We start from the raw sequence: 17,783 nt of genomic DNA, 5'->3' as shown, positions 1-17,783 counted from the left end.
TATCATAGCTTTAGCTTCAAATTCATAGGTTCATAGGGACAAAAATTCATAGGTCAAAATGATAGTGCAAGATCAGGTTCCACGAATTCAGTAGTCAAACAATGAGGTGAGATGGCCATGGCAAGCTCCGTGAAAAAAAGCAAACAGGCTGTCCCGCAATATACGCGGGCCGAGCTGATGAATCATGCTGAAGCCCTCTTTGCCATTAAGGCAGAGGTGCTGTACGGTGCGCTGTACGAAGCAGCGCAAGAGACGTTTTCCATTGAAGAAGCACAGGAACGTATCAACCAATTTATGAAAGCGAAGGTGAAGGAATAATGGCAGGCGGAACTTGGGAGCAAATGAATCGTCCGGTACTTCCGGGCTTATATATGAATTTTCAGGCGGCGGCATCTTCCGCCATTCAAGCTGGTAATCGCGGAACAGTTGTTGTGCCGATTAAGGCAAACTGGGGTCCGGTAGGCACTTTTGTAGAAGTCGGCAGTGAAGCTGCGATTGAACGTATTTTCTCGGCACATGCCCTGGATAACGGGACAGCTTATACTTCCTTGAAGCTCGCCCTGCTGGGTGGACCGAAAAATCTGCTCGCTTATCGGGTGGCCGGAGCAACAGCAAAAGCAGCCGCGCTTACGCTGAAAGACAGCAGTGATGCAGCCGTTCTGCAACTGGACGCGAAGTATCCGGGTGACCGGGGTAACGGATTCTACGTCACGATTCAGCCGGGTGTAATTGATAATACGAAGCATGAGGTTCGTCTGTTTGAAGGCAACCGGATGCTGTATGCACTGCTGACTGCGGATATTTCGGCAGCGTCGCTGGCGAAAGAGATCAATGCGGATGAAAGCAACATTTGGATTAACGCTCAGGCGATTGGTGAGGGTGCAGGTGTCGTGGCAACCGTTGCTGGAGCTGCGTTCAAAGGTGGCGCAAGTGGCAACGATGGTCTGACCAATGCAGAGTATATTGCTGTACAGGGCGCGCTGGAAGGTGAGCAATTTGACGTGTTGGCACTGGATCATGCGGCGGATGCACCTTTGCTGGCGAGCTTTGCGGCTTGGGTCAAACGTGTACGCAGTGAGGGTAAACCTGTGATGGCTGTATTCGGCGGCACCACGGCGGACGATACTTCCGCAACAGCTGCACAGAAGGCTTCTGCACGTTCACTTACGTTGAATCACGAAGGCGTAATCAATGTTGGTACGGGTGTGCGATTGGGAGATGCGTTCTACAGTTCGGCGGAAACGTCTGCTTATGTCGCGGGTCTGATTGCCGGACAACGTCTGAATGAATCCACAACATACGCACCTTCTCCGTTCGATGACGTAACACGCCGCTGGACGCGTGCAGAGCAGGAGCAGGCGGTACAGAACGGCGTATTTATTTTCTTCCATGATGGACGCCAGGTGAAGGCGCTTCGTGGAGTGAATACACTTGTAACCCCTGCTGCAGGACAGAATAATGCCTGGAAAAAAATTCGTTCCATTCGTGTTATGGATGCGATTAATACGGACTTGCAGCGTTCTGCTGAAGATACGTATATCGGCAAAGTGAACAATACGGAAGAAGGACGTCAGGCACTAATTGGAGCGATGAAAGCCTATCTGGCCCTGCTCGCACAGAGCAATGTCATTGAAGCTGAGGGATACGATGTCGTTCTCGATCCGGCGTATTATGGTGCTGCACCGATTCTCAAGCCGGAGGCAGATCAGGTATTCCTGCAATGGAATGTGAAACTGACGGATGTGATGGAGCAGTTGTTTGGTACGTTTTACGTGCAATAAGGTTTGTGTAGAAGGATAGGGTGTTTTAAACGAAACGCTGATTCGTTGGATAGATGTTATATACGATATTTTCTAATTTCAAGGAGGAATTGTCATGTTGGATGCGTCAAGAGTAATTCTCGGTACCCATGGTCAGCTGCATATCGATGGTGTGTGGCAGACGAATATTAATAAGCTGGAGGCCAGCGTTGAAATTGAGAAGCGTGAGCTGAATCTAGTTGGCAACGACTGGAAAGTACACAAGAATGGTGCGAAAAAAGGAACAGGTACGATGACGGGTTACAAAGTCACTTCGGATATGATCCAGCGCGGCTTCACCAAGTTCCAGATTATCTCCAAGCTGAACGATCCCGAGTCTTACGGACATGAGAGTGTCCTGCTGAAAGGTTGCATGGTGGACAAAATCCAGCTCGCTAACTGGACAGCTGGTGAGGAAGTTCCGGAGGAAACAGGATTTACGTTTGAAGGGTTTGAACTGCTGAATCCGATTGTGGCGAACTAAGGATTGGAATGACTTCGAACTTCGGAAAGACCTCGTAACGAAGCTTGTCTGATCAAGCATATTAGCTACGAAACTTAACAGAAGTGGGATAACATATGCAGGCCGAGAAATTCTCGGTCTCTTTGTTGTCCCTGTATGGAGATGTAATAACCCAATTGTGAAATGAGAAGGAGATCGCACCCCATGAGTATGAATGAGAATATGTCTGAAGAACAAATTTTGGATCAGTTGTTTGAAGCGGCGGAACGTTTGCCGGAAGAGAATGTACGCATTCAACGTCTGGACCTGCTGCTGACCCTGCGTGGATTAACGTCCTCCAAAGTGGATCAGATCCGTGAGCGCTGTACGATTCGGAAAACGGTCAAAGGCCGCACCGAGGAAAAGGTGGATACTGAAACGTTTAATGCGCTGCTGATCTCCGAAGCCACAGTGAAAATGAATGTGCGCGGACTCGAATTGTCCGGTTGGGGAGACAACCGTATTACCGGACGCATGAAGCTGTCCGGTGGGGAACAAGCGGTTCGTCGCATGCTGCTCGCGGGTGAACTAGATGCCGTTGGCGACAAGGTGCTGGAGCTGTCTGGCTTCGGTGTGGAGATTGAAGACCTAAAAAACTGATTCACTCCGGCGGGATGACCACGTTCTTGTATCACATGTGGGTCCGTCATCATCTACGGCCCGGAGAATTCTGGTCTTTGCCACGCGGGGAACGTTCGCTGTTGATTGCTTTCTCGGAAGAGGAAATGGCAGCGATCACCTCGCAAATGAATCGATAATTAGAAAGGGCAGGAGGTGAAAGAAATGGCAGAAATGATTGTAGGTTTGTCCAAATCCAATGCGGAAATGCGGACGACCATCCGCTATCTGGATCAGATTCAGCGTTCTACGGAACGGCTGGGCAGAGTTCGCTATCAGAGTCTGATTAAAGTGAACAATGAGCTGAGAACAACCGGGCGCAGGTTGGAAAGCATTTATAGCACGGCTGTGCGATTAAGTAGGTTGCGGATCACGCCGAAGATTGGATTGGATGACCAACTTAGTCCGGCACTTGATCGCGCGCTAGTGAAACTGAACAGCTTCAGGGACCAGGTGGTAAAGGCTTCTGGGACTGTGTCAGTGGAGGTTCGGCAGAAGGTTGAAGTGGCGATGGGAAAAATGAATCCGGCGAGTGGACCTTCGTTGGCATTGAATATTGGGAGTAACAATAATACGGTCAACAACACTGCGAAAGAAGAAGAGATTAGTTGGATTCGCGAAATGGCGCAGAAAACTAATGATTTTCTTGATCCGCTAAATAATGCGACAGACTTGATTGGCAAATTAAAAAATTTATTTGGAAAGTCCAAGGGGAGTTCCGGCTCTGTCTCCCAATGCTGCTGCTGTTCTGGTGGCAGTTTGGTGGGAAGACTCTCAAGGGGGGGAGCGAAAGGCGGCAAAGCTAAAAGTACAGGAAGCATCACTAAGGCTAAGAGTATTGCGAATTCTGAAAGTGGGAAAAAAGGTCCTTACAAGAGCGGTTCCAGGTCCTACCAAGAACGTTCGACTGGAACTGTAAAAACGCCTGTTTCCGATCCTGCGAAAAAGATTATAACCAACATCTCTTCAGCAGAAGAGAAAAAGCTGAAAATGGATTTTGATCAAAAAATGAATCCGAATCGACTTGGCATTAGCGCAAATGTACCCTCAGGTTCACCAATATCTAAGCTCTTCTCAGGCAATGGGATGTTCGGCAAACTGAGTGGAGGGCTTGCTAAGGGAGCCGGGAAATTGCTTGGACCAATCAGCATGCTCGCTGATGTAGCGAATGTTGCAACTGCACCTCCTGAGGAGCGTGGTCGAGCTGTGGGTTCCATGATTGGCGGCACAGCAGGTACGGCGATTGGCAGCGCCATCGGCAGTGTTCTTTTGCCTGGCATAGGAACTTGGGTTGGTGGTGCAGTAGGCGGTTGGGCTGGCAGTGCAGCAGGCGGCTGGATCGGGGACAAATCCAAGGATATTGGAAAATTTATGTCCAACGCTACCGAGGGTGTGGGTAATGCATTGTCGGGTGCAGCGGATTATGTCTCTGAGAAAACGAAAAACATAACCGATGGCATATCCAGTTTCTTCGGTTTTGGCTCGAAGAAGGAGGACAAGACCGTATCGGCAACAACGGTTGCTACCCCAACTCAAGTAGCTACGGTTCCCATGATGCCGCCTCCATATGTGCCACCTGCGCTAACAACAACGGGGCCAGTTGCGTACTTGAACAGCAAGGGAGGCCAACCTACGTCTGCTGCATTCATGGGAACAAGCGTGATGCAGACACAAGCCATGGGTCTAGGTAATGTAGCTCAGACGAATGCCAATGGGAAATCGTCCACGATGACGGTACAAATATCAGAAGACCAGATGAGTAGTCTGTCCGGTTACTTGAAGGATTTTAGAACCGAGACGACCAACCAGATCTCCGTAAACGTACCACAAGGTGCTGTGCAGGTGACTGTCCGGGAGAACGCCATCGACTACGATGCGATCTCACATCAGGTTGGCATGAGATTTGCAGGGGAAGTGCGCCGTGCGATGGAAAATCGAAAAACGATTATGGCCTAAGCAGAAAGGAGGCCTGTCATGACTGTATTTAAAGATAATGTGGAAGGTATCAAAATGGAATTTACCCTGATCGATGGGAAAACGAAGTTTCAATTTCCGGTGAAACCGGAGGAACTGACGATTTCCCGATCCAAAGGGTACGAAACGATTAATATGCTGGAGTATGGCGAGTTTGATTTTGCGCAGGGGGAGAAGGTGAAGGAGATCACCTTCTCTTCTTTTTTTCCCAAAGACTACGATGCGTCCTATTGCATGTACGAGCCTTTGCCTGATCCGCGGGTAGCGATGAATATGCTGAATACGTTTCTGGTATCGAAAAAGCCGCTGCGCTTCATCATTACCAACACGGGGGTGAACGTGCCCGTGTATCTGATCTCTCACAATACGAACTTTCGGGGTGGTGAGAGTGGGGATATTTACTTTGATATTACGATGCGCACCTGGCGGGATTCCAAAGTGGAGAAGGTTGGCGGTGCAACATCTGCGAGCAAGTCGGGTTCTCGTACTGATCTGAAAACGAGCAGCAAGACCTACACCGTGAAATCCGGCGATTCCCTGTCCAAAATAGCAAAGCTTGAGCTGGGCAGCAGTTCCAAATGGAACGAGATCTACAAGCTCAATGTGAAGACCATCGGCAGTGATCCAAACAGGATCAAGCCAGGACAAAAGCTGGTGATGCCATGACCTACAAAGTCATTGTCGACGACAAATATGACATCACCAAGCTGGTGGAGACGATTACGCTGAAGGACTCGCTCGACCAGATTGCTTATCAGGCCAACATCCGGCTGGCGGTGTCTGCGTCTTCGGGTCTGCCTGCGATATCACCGGGTCTGCCGGTGCGGATCAGCGGGATTCCTTTTGGCGAAAAATCAATGGTTCACTTGCTGCACCCTGCGGTCATCTGGGAAGTGGAAAGCTCGAACAGCGGCACCAAGCGACTGTCCCTGACCGTCTACGACCGGATGATTTATCTGGAAAAATCAGAGGACGAGTTCCTGCTGCCCAAAGACCAGACTGCCACACAACGTCTCAAAACGTACGCCAAGGAATGGAAAATTCCATACGCCGCGCTGCCGGATACCAAAACGAAGCTGAGCAAAGCGGTGTATCGGTCGCAGACAATTTTTTCGATGATGTTTGCCGATCTGAAGGAAACGGTGAAGTCTGGCGGGGATATGTATCATCCGCGGATGACGCCCGGCGGGTTGCAACTGTTCAAAGTGGGCAGCAATGCGAAAGTGCACGAGTTGGATCGACTGATTGATCTGACCCAGATGCGTACGCTCGAAGGCGCCGTTACGAAAGTTAAAGTGATGGCAGCCTCGGAGTCCAGTAGCGGCAAAGAGGTTCCTTCCAAAGTGCTCGCGATTGAGCAGGATGGTGTAGCCGAGTTGGGCACGCTGCAAAAGCTGATCGAGGACGATCAGGTCAAAACAGCGACGGCCGCCAAGAAGCTGGCGAAAAGCCGTCTGACGGGTATTCAGGAAACCTTTACGATATCTGCACCGGATGTGAATACGATTCGCGCCGGAGACGCGGTGTTAGTAAAAGGACTGAAGCTGATCGTCATGTCGGTTAGCCGCGATCTGTCTGCCGGGCCTGGAACGATGACGCTGGAGCTGGGGACGGCAGAGATGGTGAAAAGGAGGTATTACCTTGAATAAAGATGATCCGTACGGACATTTTGCCGAGGTCATGCGCGGTGCGATGAGTACGCATACCCGTCAAGCCGTGAGTGGCATGGGCGCGGTACTGGGTACGATGACTTCGTCCGGCGTGAAACTGGATGACTTCAAGCACGAAGTGCAGGACTATCTCGTGGCCGAGCTGCCGGGCACGCTTGGGTTACCGGAGCGCGAGGCTGCTGGCGCGATCTCCGGTATACCTGACGTGGCAAACGGCGGAACGACGGGCACGGGACGGTTTCTTTTGCAAAAAGGGGAAGTGGAAGAAGCGGTGTGGTCTCTCGGTAAAGGATTGAAGGCTGGAGACCGTGTGCTGGCGATGCGGGTGAATGGCGGTAACGACATTGTGGTGCTGTGTAAGGTGGTGAGTGCGAATGCCTAGTTTGTTCCCGGAAACGGGTGTGGTATGGGGAGATGAGGAAGATCTGTCGGGGGCGGCTTCGGAAGCGGTACGATTTGGACGGAGCTGGCGATTCGATTACGATGCGGGGGATTTTGTGCTGACCCCAAGTGGCAAAGTCGCTGCGGCAGGTGCGCATGAAGCCTGGGTGCAATGGTGCATCAAGGCGGTGAAGACGCCGCGGTACAGGCATGTGATTTATTCCCGGAACTATGGATCGGAGCTGGATGAATTGGTTGGTCAGGGTGACAGCCGGGGGGTTATGGAAAGTGAGATTACCCGGATGGTTACGGAGACGCTGCTGGCTGATCCACGCACAGATTCGGTAGACCAGTTCTCGTTCGATTGGAATCGGGAGCAATGCATGTTCTCGTGTCGGGTGGCGAGTGTGCAGGAAGAGATGTTTATTTTGGAAAGTGAGGTGATCTGACGGGATGGCTGAGATTCCGCGTTATTTGGAGGACCAGACGGAGGAACAGATTATGCAGCGTATGCTGGATCGTTTGCCCGCGGATCTGGACAAGTCGGAAGGTTCTTTTCTGTGGGATGCGGAGGCTCCGGTGGCGTTTATGCTGTCTGAGGCGGCTTTGTGGGCGCAGGAATTACTGCGACGCGGGTTTGCGAGTACTGCGGCGAGCAGTGATCCGAATTTTCGTTCGGAGGAGCTGGATCTGCGGGCGGGAGAGCATGGCATTACCCGGCGGGCTGCGGTAGCGGCACAAGGTTCGGTTAAATTTGCTGGTGCGCCGGGGAAAGTGGTGCCTGCGGGCACGGTTGTGGCGACTTTGGCAGATGAAATCTCCGGTGAAGCTTCACTCGAATATGAAACCGTTGGTCGTGTGGAGTTGGGAGAAGATGGTCTGGGTAGTGTTGGCGTGCGGGCGCTTGTTGCCGGAAAAGAGAGCAATGTGCCTACGGGCACAGTAAATGTGCTGTCTACACCTGTAAGTGGCGTGACTTCTGTCACGAATGTTGAGGTGATTAAAGGCGGTGCAGATATTGAGGCAGATACGGCGTTGTTGGAACGCTTTTATGCCAAAGTCCGTAACCAAGGAACCAGCGGCAACAAATCGCAATATGTGCAATGGGCCAGTGAGGTACCAGGTGTTGGTGCAACGCGGGTTATTACGTTATGGCAAGGGCCGGGCACGGTGGGATTGTATTTGCTGGATACGGACAAACGTGCCGCGGGCAGCGATCTGGTGGCGGCTGTGCAGAAATACGTGGACCCAACGCAGGATGGACAGGGTGAAGGCGTTGCACCAGCTGGCCCGGTGGTGACCGTGATGCCCGCAGAGGAAGTCCCGATGAACATTCAGGTGAAGCTGACCCTGGCAAGCGATGCGACGCTGGCAGACGTGAGGGCATTGATTGAGGGTGGGGTGACCGCATATCTGAAACAGTTGGCTTTTGCCGATCCACTCGTTCGTTACACTCGTATTGCCGCGATCCTGCTTGATATTCCGCCGATTATCGATTATTCGGAGCTTACCGTGAACGGTGTGAGCGACCAGAATATCGAGATGACCGCGAGTCAGGTGGCCGTGCTGGGGACGGTGGATGTGCATGAGTAGAGGTGTAGTGGAGGATACGAAGTGCGGGTGTGGGTGCAGAGGCAGTGTGGGACAAGGGAGATGTTCCAGCTGTGCTATTCCCGACTCATGTGGAAGTGAAGAAAACTGCGGGCAAGAAGTGTGCTTGAGTCGTGCGGTACGCCGCTCGGGAACGCAGCATTTGAGCGAAACTGTTTACGTTGATGTGAAAGGAAAGGAGGATGCGGGTCATGAGTGCACCTTCTGCTGTACATGTTGGACTGACGAGTGAGAAAGGTCGGGAGCTGTTCTCGTATTTGCCGAGCTATTATGAGACTTCACGTGTGATGCAGGCTGATATGCAGTCCAAAGGAACCGAGATGGATCTCTTGTATCAGGCGCTGGATGAGACGTTGGATCAGTTTTTTGTCCGCACCGCGACGTGGGGCCTGGATTTTTGGGAACAGGAGCTTGGCATTGAGACGGATCGTCTCAAACCTGTGGAGCAGCGGCGTGCTGTGGTGGAATCGAAACTGCGCGGTGCCGGAAAGTTTTCGGGCAGACTGGTGGCGAATGTCGCTGAGGCGTATGCCGGAGGCAAGGTGGATGTCACGTTTCAGCCGGAAGCGTGGAGTTTTACGGTGAGCTTTGTGGACACGATGGGCATCCCGCCCAATATTGATGATCTCAAACGCGCGATTGATGAACTAAAACCGGCCCATATGGCCGTGGAATATGAGTATCGATATTTGGTGTGGGACGATCTGGACAACAAACAGATGACCTGGGATAAACTCGACGCCGCGTCCCTGACGTGGAATGAACTGGAGGTGTGGGCGTAATGCCAAAAGAAACGGATCGACTGAAATTACCTCTTCCCTTAGGGAACGAGAATGTGACCCGGGAGAGTATTAACAGGATTTTTGAAAAGATTGACGCAGGCGTTGCAACACGTGAATCCATACTTATACCTGCGGGATCTGATCTTAATAGCTATATTACAGAAGGGGAATATTATTGCCCAACGAATGTCACTGTAGAAACCTTGCTTAATTCCCCAACTGGAGATGCGTTTCACTTGACTGTAGAGCCTCATGCGGGAGTGTTGCAAACCCTGACCACCTTCCAGCCTGGCAACTTAGAGGTTTTTCAAAGAAACTACTATTTTGGTTGGGGTCCATGGAATAAAGTACCTACTAGAGACGAACTTGGAGTGATACTGCCCCAGGCTGACGAGAATGCTCAGGCGGCTGTTAACGTCGCTGTTAAACCTATAATTGAAAGTTATTCGCCCAACCTTGTGAAGAACTCTTCCGCTAATTTAGGGATGTCAAATTGGAATTACCCAGAAGGGCCTTCTCTTTGGGCGGTTACCACAAGCGTGGACAGCAGGGTATCAAAATACTTCGGCATGTCTTACCCGCTAACTAGTGGTTTATACTCTATGTTGGATTCTGATTCTATAATTGTAAGTCCAGGCGATTACATGTTACAGGCTGTATTCTATACATGGGGAATGAATGAGGGAAATCTATATATAGAAGTATTAAACTCCGCTTCTAATACGACTATAGCTTCATTGGTAGCAAACGGGAATACGGGTTGGCATCGAAAAAGGAAGGTTGTAACAATTCCAGCAGGTGTTTCCGGTATTAAGTTGCGTCTTGTTGTTTCCGGTCCTGTACCAACCACAACTAAAGCAATCAGTAGAATCAAGTTCTCGGGAGGTTCGGCAGATGTGCCGTACAGCGCCGAGGGGGATGATTTGGCGATTTTCGAACAAGGGCAAATGTTCAAGTTAACACGCGATAACGGGCGATTGAAGTCAACTCTTTCTACGATTAACTTCAATGACTTGATTACCGCAGGGCAATATTTTGTTAATCCAAGCGTTCCGAATGCCCCAGTGGGCGGTGGTACTGGCGGGTTTTACGTTGAGGTCATTGTTGATTCTGACTTATATATTTTGCAAAGAGCTACCAAACAAAATTCCGTTCCAACTCTTTGGGTGAGGACTAAGCAGGGCGGAGTGTGGGGTGCTTGGGTGTTGCACACACAATCTAAAGTATGGGGGGCGCTATAGATGGCGGTAGTTAAAATATACGGGGATAGACTCCCCACAACAGCAAGCACAACCATGTACACAGGAAAAACGGATAAGACGTGTATTATAAAATCCATTATCCTATGCAATGTCAACTCGGTGGACACCACCGTTACCATGGCGCTTAACAGCTCGCCTATTAATTATTTAATTTACGCCAAGCCTATGAAAGCAAATCAAACATTGGTTATACCTATCTCTGATGTTGTTATCTCTCCAGGCGAAACCATTCGTATGTGGTGCTCAGCCCCCTATGTCAACGCTAGGGTAACGGCAGAAGAAAGGGATGGAGCACCACTTACATTGGGGCTTAACTCGTTCCGCATTAGTATGCCAGCAAGTTCAACACCAACAACGATGGTTCCAGCCCTCGGGAGTACAAATCGATTAGTGAAATCACTTGTACTTTGTAACGTAACAGGCACAGCACAAACAGTAACTATCCGTTTTGGATGGAGTGGCGACAATTGCAATTTGATTAACAAGTACACTATAGCGGCAAACGATACAATTTTGATCCCGTTTGCAGATATGATCATTTCGTCAAACGAATTTATCGAGGGTTGGTGTTCAGCTTCTGGCGCTGTTCATGCCCATATAGTCATGGAGGTGGTGACATAATGCCGACACTTGATTTTTTCTCATTGGATAACCAAGAGTTATCTGGGCCTCAAGTCGGCGGCAAGTATAGTTTGTTAAATCCCGGCCCAAATGCATCCACAGGCGTAACCTTAGCCGCAAACAACAGGAGCTACCTAGCCTACACATATGCAACGTTTGAGGCGGGTACGAAATTGATAACGGGAACGGCCAGAAATACAGGAACCGTGTCGTATATTTCTCTACCGACGACAACCGACAGCGTTTATGCTTTTTTCTCGCTATATGATGGGGTTAATTTTTGGCCCATTCATGCTTCCTCTGCTTCAGGTCAAGGGCTAAAAGTCATTAATATACTGTACTTTGTTATTGATTTGCAGTCGAAGGTTTCGACTTGTCAATACAGGACAAACAACTCATCTTTCACTTCAACAGATACTATAAATTGGTCTTTTGGTCAAAATCCCGCTCCAGTTAACTTTGATGTAACCGTACCTTTGAAACTCGTTTTTTGGGGCGATAACACCAGTGCTGGGCCTGTAAATGCTTCGCATTATTTCAATACAACACTTGTTTCGCTGTAAATTAAATAGATAGAGGGAATCAGGGGGAAAGGGTGTGACGTTGTGAGCCGGGAAAGCTTATACTGTTGTCTGTTAAAACCCGAATAAAGGTATTCAGGAAAGGAAGTGAAAATACAAATGCAAACAGGAATGAGAATTATATATATGATCAATACGGTGAAATTGTAGCTTCAATTTGGCAAGGTGACGGCTCGACACGAAACGAGATTACGAAATTGGAACACATTGATCTTGAATATGATGAGACGCCTTAACATTTATCGAATTGTGAAAATTGATCCTTAAACAAAACTGCCAGTGCTGGAAAGGATTCTTACCGAACTGACAGTGGAAGAGAACATAAAAGAATTGGAAGACCAAATTTTGCTCATGGCTAATGAAAATACAGGAGCGATTTTGTAATGGTTAACCAAGTGGTTGTAAGGAATGCAACGGAAAAAATCTTGGACAAAGGACGTTATCCAAAAACGGGTCAGGTGTACTTGTTGGATGACATCACCAATGCTGATTATCGGGAAGCAGTCGAGGATTACATTTTAGAACAAACTGAAGGGATTTAAATAGCGTACCTAAGTGGTGCGCTATTTTTATGCTCTAGAGCCGTCAGGGGCTTTCATATTGAATTCAGGGGGAGTTGATTTAGAGACAAGTAGGTAAATGTATTTTGGCAGCAGGTAGCTCAGCGGCTTCATATATAGGACACGAAAAATCGGATGCCAGTCCGGTGTCATATAGAAACGATACCTTTTGTAAAAATATTCAACCCCAAAGGAGGTGAACCATGAGCATAAACCACTTAACCGACTCTATCTCTACAACACTAACTCAGCACTTCCCGAACATCCCGATCCTCCCCCCCCCAAACGGGCACTGGTTCCACCCCGGGCATATCCTACCGCCTGCTTTCCGCTCAACTCACCCGCGAACGCAGCGATCGCTTTGTGCAATCTCACGTCTTTGAAATTCGCTGGCTAGAAGCAGACAATATCCCGGTGATTCTACCGGACCAGCTGTTTGAAGCATTGGAAACCATCGACATGGAGGGAACGCCCTGTCGCGCAACGGAATTGCGTTGGGAGACGGAGAACGATACTCTGCGATTGCTGGTGTACTATACCATGCGAACCACTAAAGTGTCGGAGTTCGCCCCTACCATGCAACAACTGGAGCAGTGACCCACCGCACTTAAAGCTACGAGAGAATAACTATATGAGTTCCACGTAACGGTGGATCGATAAGGGATAGGTTTTCTGATCTGCTAATCCGCTGTGGTACAGGACTCATGAGGGGTGGTGAAACGATGTTGGCTGTATATGTGATGTTGATTCGAAAGGGGATGATCTCCCTTGAGCAAGTACCATCAAAGAGCCGTGACAAAGTGGCTGAGGCACTTGGCGAAGGGGACAGTCAGTAGTAGGAACGCACGATAATGGAACGTTTTTTAATCCATTTGGAGAGGTATGGTTTTTTATTTTGAATATAAGGAGGTGAAACCATGGAACAGGAAACCCTATGGAAATGGCTCCTCGCCCTAATAACCAGCTCAGCAACCTACTTCTTCGGAGGTTGGTCAGGCGTGCTCGGCGTACTACTCGTATTCGTCATCCTCGATTACCTAACCGGCTTCGCTGCGGCGGGGATGACTGGCAAGCTGGAGAGCAATGTCGGGATGTTCGGCATCGCACGAAAAGTATTTATTTTTGCAATGGTATCGGTGGCTCATCTGGTGGACGGTGTTCTGGGAGACGGACATTTGTTCAGGGATGCGGTCGCCTTTTTTTATATCGCGAATGAGTTATTGTCCATCATTGAAAATGGGGGCAAATTGGGCGCACCAATCCCGCCTGCAATTCGGCAGGCAATTGAAGTGCTTAAGGGTAAGGGTGGAGATGGGGGGATTCCCGACAACTATACTCCTGATTCCAGAGAATCTTTTGTACCGTCAGATGGTAAGGAAGTTGATCAACAGGCCAGAGATGAAACAAAGTAAGTGTTTATCATTCAAATTGCCTTATAGCAGGAGAAAGGGCAATATTCAAATCGAAGTTCGATCCGTAGCTACAAGTAGTGAAGGAGAATCGATTCTGAAGAAGCGGTAGCGGTCGCCTTTGTCTCCGAATTTCTAACCTTTAAGAAAATGAATCAAGAAAATTTGGAGACAACAGCGATCGGAAGAACGGTCCGTATCTGGAACGGTCACGTACCGACTCGGTATTTTTCCTTAGTGAGTTAATGGATATCTAGTAGTCTCCCGACAGACGACATAGAATACGAAGCAGACTGACCAAGTAGCACCTGATCTTACCCAAATAGCAAAACCGACATAACCCATAGCAATCCAAATTCAGCTTTTCCCAACATCAGGGACACGCACACAAGCAACCCCTGCCCCCCAAGCATTAACTATATACAAACGGCAATTTGCCGCATAAAGGGTGTGAGAAACATGCAAACCAGAAGCTCGGGCAATACGCAGGGCATTGACGTCTCCCGTTATCAGGGCACGATCGATTGGGCCAAAGTGAAGGCAAGCGGCATGACATTTGTGTTCATCAAGGCGACTGAAGGGCAGACGTACATCGACCCGAATTTCCAAAAAAACGTAACTGGAGCACTGGCGGCAGGCATGCTGGTCGGAACGTACCACTTCTTCCGTGCAACATCCACCGATGGTGCCAAGGCTGAAGCTGCGCATTACGCCAGTACACTTAACAAAGTAGGAGGCGCCAAGGCGCTGCAATTACCTCCTGTCATGGACTACGAGAATAATCCGGGTAACCTGAGCAAAGCTCAAATCAACACGGTTGCTAAGGCTTTTTTAACGGAATTGCAGCGTCTCACAGGTGTAAAACCGATCATATACACGGGCAATTCATTTGCCGGAAATTTTGATACATCACTCAGCTCATACGATCTGTGGATCGCACGTTACAGCAACACGCGTGTACCGGATGACCAGTCTGCCTGGAAACGTTGGATGTTCTGGCAGTATACGGACTCTGGCAATGTGAACGGAATCAGCGGCAACGTGGATATGAACGAGTTCCAAGGATCGGCAGCGGAATTGAGAGCGAGATATGCAACAGCAACACCAAAGCCGCCAGAGCCATCCGAACCGACCAATCCCACGAATCCAACCGAACCACCGAAAGGGGGCGAACCGATGACAGCCGAAGAGAAAGCAGCGTTTGATGCGCTCAAATCCCAGGTCGATAAACTGCAGGCGCGCCAGCAGATGGAAGTTCCAGTCTGGGCAAAAGCTGCGGTGGACGCAGCACTGGCATATGACACCAAAAATCCATTGTTTAGCATCGATAGTGGGGCGAGTTATGATTTTTACCGTTTTATCACGGTCATGTACCGCAGAGGTTTATTCAAAAAATAAGCTGACATAGCTTAAATATAAGTTGGACCCGGTTTGTAAAGAGGGAATACAGCAAGGAACACACGACGTTTTTTGTCGAAAGGTGTTCCTTTTTTGTGTTTTATGTAAATGATATTAACATATATAATAAAGTTGAAGACTTATGTCCGTAAATCTCTTGTCTAATTGATGAATGTGATGTAAAGTAAGTTACACGAAATCGATTTTCACCACTGTTTATTTACGCAATCCTCCTCATCATGACAAGACTTTAACATGAAAAGTTATTGTAATGTCTCCCTGTTGTAAAATCCAACATCTCTAGATTAATTTCACAACGTATTGAAACTATCCAATCCAACCTGTTTGAGAAACCACTAAAATGTCCTGTTTACCAACTTTCTGTTCCAGCTAATCGCTATCATTAGACTTTGCCAATGACACTTTAGCCATGACGAACTAACTCCAAGTTACATTCCAAGCCAAACTCCATACCAAACAACACTAGCGTTCTCTCAAAATCAGCCTTGTTAAGCCTCTACCAAGTCGGTACCATTCTACTGTTGCTTATTGACCTAAGTTCAATTATTACGCAACAACCACAGGTATTTAGAACTCGTCACATCATCCGAAAAATCTAACAAAATGTGTACGGTTACATCCCGTTTAACATTTCACATATGTGCCTCAGCTTATCCAGATTTACATCACAGGTATCACAGGCATTTAAAGCCTTTCATATGATACAAAGCACCAAACCGAACCATTGTAATCATTGGAGTTTTTTCACGCCAGTATCACACACATTATGAGACAGGGAAGGGTGTTGTACGTATGCAAATGAGAAAAAAGTGGTTATCCGGGGTCATGGCCATGGCCATGAGCACAGTGTTGATTCTATCGGGCTGCTCCAGCGCAAGTAACGAGGGTACGGGTAATTCCCCTGCTCCAGCGGAAGGTAGCGAGCCTCCGGCAGAAGTGGCAGCACAGGATACGATGATTATGGGACGCGGCGGAGATTCCGTGGCGCTGGATCCGGCAATCGTTACAGATGGGGAGTCGCTGAAGATTGGACATCAGGTATTCGACTCATTGCTGGACTACAAAGAAGGTGGAACCGAGGTTGTTCCTGGACTGGCTGAGAGCTGGGAGATTTCGGCGGATGGACTCAAGTATGACTTCAAGCTGAAGTCCGGCGTGAAATTCCACGATGGTACCGACTTCAACGCAGAGGCTGTGGTGTTCAACTTCAACCGATGGAGTGATCCGGCCAGTGAATATAAATTCGAGGGGGATTCCTTCGATTATTACGATTCCATGTTTGGTCCGGAAGACGGACGCGTGATCAAGGAAGTAAAAGCGATTGACGAGACAACAGTCGAGTTCACCCTGAACCAGCCACAAGCGCCTTTCCTGCAAAACATTGCGATGACGCCATTTGGCATTGCAAGCCCAACCGCGATTCAGGAGAAAAAGGAAAATTTCAAGAGCGAGCCGGTAGGCACAGGCCCGTTTGTATTCAAAGAGTGGAAGCGAAACGACTCCATCACTCTGGAGAAGAATCCGAATTATTGGAAAGAGGGACTGCCGAAGCTGAACAAGGTGATCGTACGTTCCATTCCGGATAACACGGCTCGCTTCAATGCGCTGCAAAACGGCGAGATTGATATCATGGAGGACCTGAACCCGGACGACCTGTCCATCCTTGAGGGGAATAGTGAGCTGCAAAAGATCGAACGTCCACCATTTAACGTGTCATACATTGGCTTCAACTTTAAGAAAAAACCGTTTGATAACGTGAAAGTAAGACAAGCCCTCAACCACGCGGTAAACAAACAGGGCATTATTGATGCCTTCTTTGCGGGACAAGCACAGCCAGCGGTGAACCCGATGCCGCCAACGCTGTGGGGATATAACGACAGTATCGAGGACTATGCTTACGATCTGGAAAAAGCAAAAGCTTTGCTTGCCGAAGCCGGCTACCCTGACGGATTGCCTGATCCGGTAACATTCTATGCCATGCCGGTATCCCGGCCATATATGCCTGACGGCAAGAAAGTTGCCGAAGCGATCCAGGCCGATTTTGAGAAAATCGGAGTGACCGTCAACATTGAATCACCAGAGTGGGCAACGTATCTGGATGATGCCAAAGCCGGGGAGAAAGACGACATTTACATGCTCGGCTGGACCGGTGATAACGGGGACCCGGATAACTTCCTGTACACGCTGCTGGATAAGGATGCAATCCCTGGCAACAACCGCAGCTTCTACGTCAACGAAGAATTGCATACGCTGCTGACGAGTGCGCAGAAAGAAACGGATCAGGACAAGCGTGCGGATCTGTACAAGCAGGCGCAAGTGATTATTAAGGAAGATGCACCATGGATTCCACTTGTGCACACCACACCTATTTTGGCAGGTAAAGCGAACCTGAAAGATTTTGTACCGTCCCCATTGGGTACGGAATCCTATGCCAATGCCTACTTTGAATAACTTATATACGAGCCGCAATTAGTATTAAATAAGAACCATTAGTTCAAAAGCGCTGGCGAACATGCAATGCTTGGCAGAACCCACATCCGGATGTAACTATCTAAAGCATGCATGTCTGCCAGCGCTTTTTATACGTTAAAGGC

The 17,783-nt window shown here is 48.9% G+C and carries 21 protein-coding genes; all 21 read left to right on the top strand.

The genetic code is table 11. The annotated features are described in order from the left end of the window. The first annotated feature begins 117 nt into the window (after positions 1-117). The gene (locus tag Q0V21_RS16245; protein ID WP_301879702.1) at positions 118-318 is read left to right on the top strand and encodes a YqzN/YkzM domain-containing protein; all 201 of its coding nucleotides are present in this window, start codon (positions 118-120) and stop codon (positions 316-318) included. Beyond that, entirely contained in the window at positions 318-1,781 is a 1,464-nt protein-coding gene (locus Q0V21_RS16240) for a phage tail sheath family protein (RefSeq protein ID WP_301879701.1), read from the top strand. The genes Q0V21_RS16245 and Q0V21_RS16240 overlap by 1 nt, the downstream gene beginning before the upstream one ends. A gap of 94 nt (positions 1,782-1,875) precedes the next feature. Beyond that, positions 1,876-2,283 (top strand): phage tail tube protein, encoded by a 408-nt coding sequence (locus Q0V21_RS16235; RefSeq protein ID WP_062323853.1) that lies wholly within the window; start codon positions 1,876-1,878, stop codon positions 2,281-2,283. Between the two features lie 183 nt (positions 2,284-2,466). After that, complete coding sequence (locus Q0V21_RS16230; RefSeq protein WP_053783415.1) at positions 2,467-2,901, top strand: phage tail assembly chaperone; 435 nt, start codon at positions 2,467-2,469, stop codon at positions 2,899-2,901. 26 nt (positions 2,902-2,927) lie between these two features. Then, on the top strand, positions 2,928-3,059 hold the full coding sequence (locus Q0V21_RS16225) for a hypothetical protein (protein ID WP_301879810.1): 132 nt from the start codon (positions 2,928-2,930) through the stop codon (positions 3,057-3,059). Positions 3,060-3,084: 25 nt separating this feature from the next. Next, positions 3,085-4,875: a hypothetical protein gene (locus Q0V21_RS16220; protein WP_301879700.1), complete on the top strand. Its 1,791-nt coding sequence runs from the start codon at positions 3,085-3,087 to the stop codon at positions 4,873-4,875. 54 nt (positions 4,876-4,929) lie between these two features. Continuing rightward, positions 4,930-5,559 (top strand): LysM peptidoglycan-binding domain-containing protein, encoded by a 630-nt coding sequence (locus tag Q0V21_RS16215; RefSeq protein WP_301879802.1) that lies wholly within the window; start codon positions 4,930-4,932, stop codon positions 5,557-5,559. After that, a complete protein-coding gene (locus Q0V21_RS16210; RefSeq protein ID WP_301879699.1) occupies positions 5,556-6,542 on the top strand; it encodes an XkdQ/YqbQ family protein in 987 nt (328 codons plus the stop codon). The genes Q0V21_RS16215 and Q0V21_RS16210 overlap by 4 nt, the downstream gene beginning before the upstream one ends. Then, positions 6,535-6,945 (top strand): hypothetical protein, encoded by a 411-nt coding sequence (locus Q0V21_RS16205; RefSeq protein WP_301879698.1) that lies wholly within the window; start codon positions 6,535-6,537, stop codon positions 6,943-6,945. The genes Q0V21_RS16210 and Q0V21_RS16205 overlap by 8 nt, the downstream gene beginning before the upstream one ends. Further along, a complete protein-coding gene (locus Q0V21_RS16200; RefSeq protein WP_301879697.1) occupies positions 6,938-7,393 on the top strand; it encodes a DUF2634 domain-containing protein in 456 nt (151 codons plus the stop codon). Before Q0V21_RS16205 ends, Q0V21_RS16200 begins: the two co-directional genes overlap by 8 nt. Before the next feature lie 4 nt (positions 7,394-7,397). Further along, complete coding sequence (locus Q0V21_RS16195) at positions 7,398-8,537, top strand: baseplate J/gp47 family protein (protein ID WP_301879696.1); 1,140 nt, start codon at positions 7,398-7,400, stop codon at positions 8,535-8,537. Positions 8,538-8,746: 209 nt separating this feature from the next. Further along, the gene (locus Q0V21_RS16190) at positions 8,747-9,337 is read left to right on the top strand and encodes a YmfQ family protein (protein WP_301879695.1); all 591 of its coding nucleotides are present in this window, start codon (positions 8,747-8,749) and stop codon (positions 9,335-9,337) included. Continuing rightward, on the top strand, positions 9,337-10,578 hold the full coding sequence (locus tag Q0V21_RS16185) for a pyocin knob domain-containing protein (RefSeq protein WP_301879694.1): 1,242 nt from the start codon (positions 9,337-9,339) through the stop codon (positions 10,576-10,578). Before Q0V21_RS16190 ends, Q0V21_RS16185 begins: the two co-directional genes overlap by 1 nt. Beyond that, on the top strand, positions 10,579-11,220 hold the full coding sequence (locus Q0V21_RS16180) for a hypothetical protein (RefSeq protein ID WP_301879693.1): 642 nt from the start codon (positions 10,579-10,581) through the stop codon (positions 11,218-11,220). Further along, positions 11,220-11,783 carry a hypothetical protein gene (locus tag Q0V21_RS16175; RefSeq protein ID WP_301879692.1) on the top strand — a complete coding sequence of 188 codons (564 nt, stop codon included), beginning with the start codon at positions 11,220-11,222 and terminating at the stop codon, positions 11,781-11,783. Before Q0V21_RS16180 ends, Q0V21_RS16175 begins: the two co-directional genes overlap by 1 nt. Before the next feature lie 401 nt (positions 11,784-12,184). After that, positions 12,185-12,343: a hypothetical protein gene (locus tag Q0V21_RS16170; protein ID WP_301879691.1), complete on the top strand. Its 159-nt coding sequence runs from the start codon at positions 12,185-12,187 to the stop codon at positions 12,341-12,343. A 327-nt stretch (positions 12,344-12,670) separates the two neighbouring features. After that, positions 12,671-12,958: a phage tail terminator family protein gene (locus tag Q0V21_RS16165; protein ID WP_367620531.1), complete on the top strand. Its 288-nt coding sequence runs from the start codon at positions 12,671-12,673 to the stop codon at positions 12,956-12,958. Between the two features lie 125 nt (positions 12,959-13,083). Next, positions 13,084-13,197 (top strand): CD1375 family protein, encoded by a 114-nt coding sequence (locus Q0V21_RS16160; protein WP_301879689.1) that lies wholly within the window; start codon positions 13,084-13,086, stop codon positions 13,195-13,197. 81 nt (positions 13,198-13,278) lie between these two features. Further along, entirely contained in the window at positions 13,279-13,773 is a 495-nt protein-coding gene (locus tag Q0V21_RS16155) for a phage holin family protein (protein ID WP_301879688.1), read from the top strand. A gap of 456 nt (positions 13,774-14,229) precedes the next feature. Beyond that, complete coding sequence (locus Q0V21_RS16150; protein ID WP_301879687.1) at positions 14,230-15,168, top strand: glycoside hydrolase family 25 protein; 939 nt, start codon at positions 14,230-14,232, stop codon at positions 15,166-15,168. An 819-nt stretch (positions 15,169-15,987) separates the two neighbouring features. Then, the gene (locus Q0V21_RS16145; RefSeq protein ID WP_024632913.1) at positions 15,988-17,640 is read left to right on the top strand and encodes an ABC transporter substrate-binding protein; all 1,653 of its coding nucleotides are present in this window, start codon (positions 15,988-15,990) and stop codon (positions 17,638-17,640) included. The last annotated feature ends 143 nt before the right edge of the window (positions 17,641-17,783 follow it).

It is taken from the genome of Paenibacillus sp. 11B (genome assembly GCF_030487755.1).
Lineage (GTDB): Bacteria > Bacillota > Bacilli > Paenibacillales > Paenibacillaceae > Paenibacillus > Paenibacillus vandeheii.
The sequence above is the reverse complement of the archived record's forward strand: the minus strand, read 5'-3'. Positions and strand labels throughout refer to the sequence as shown.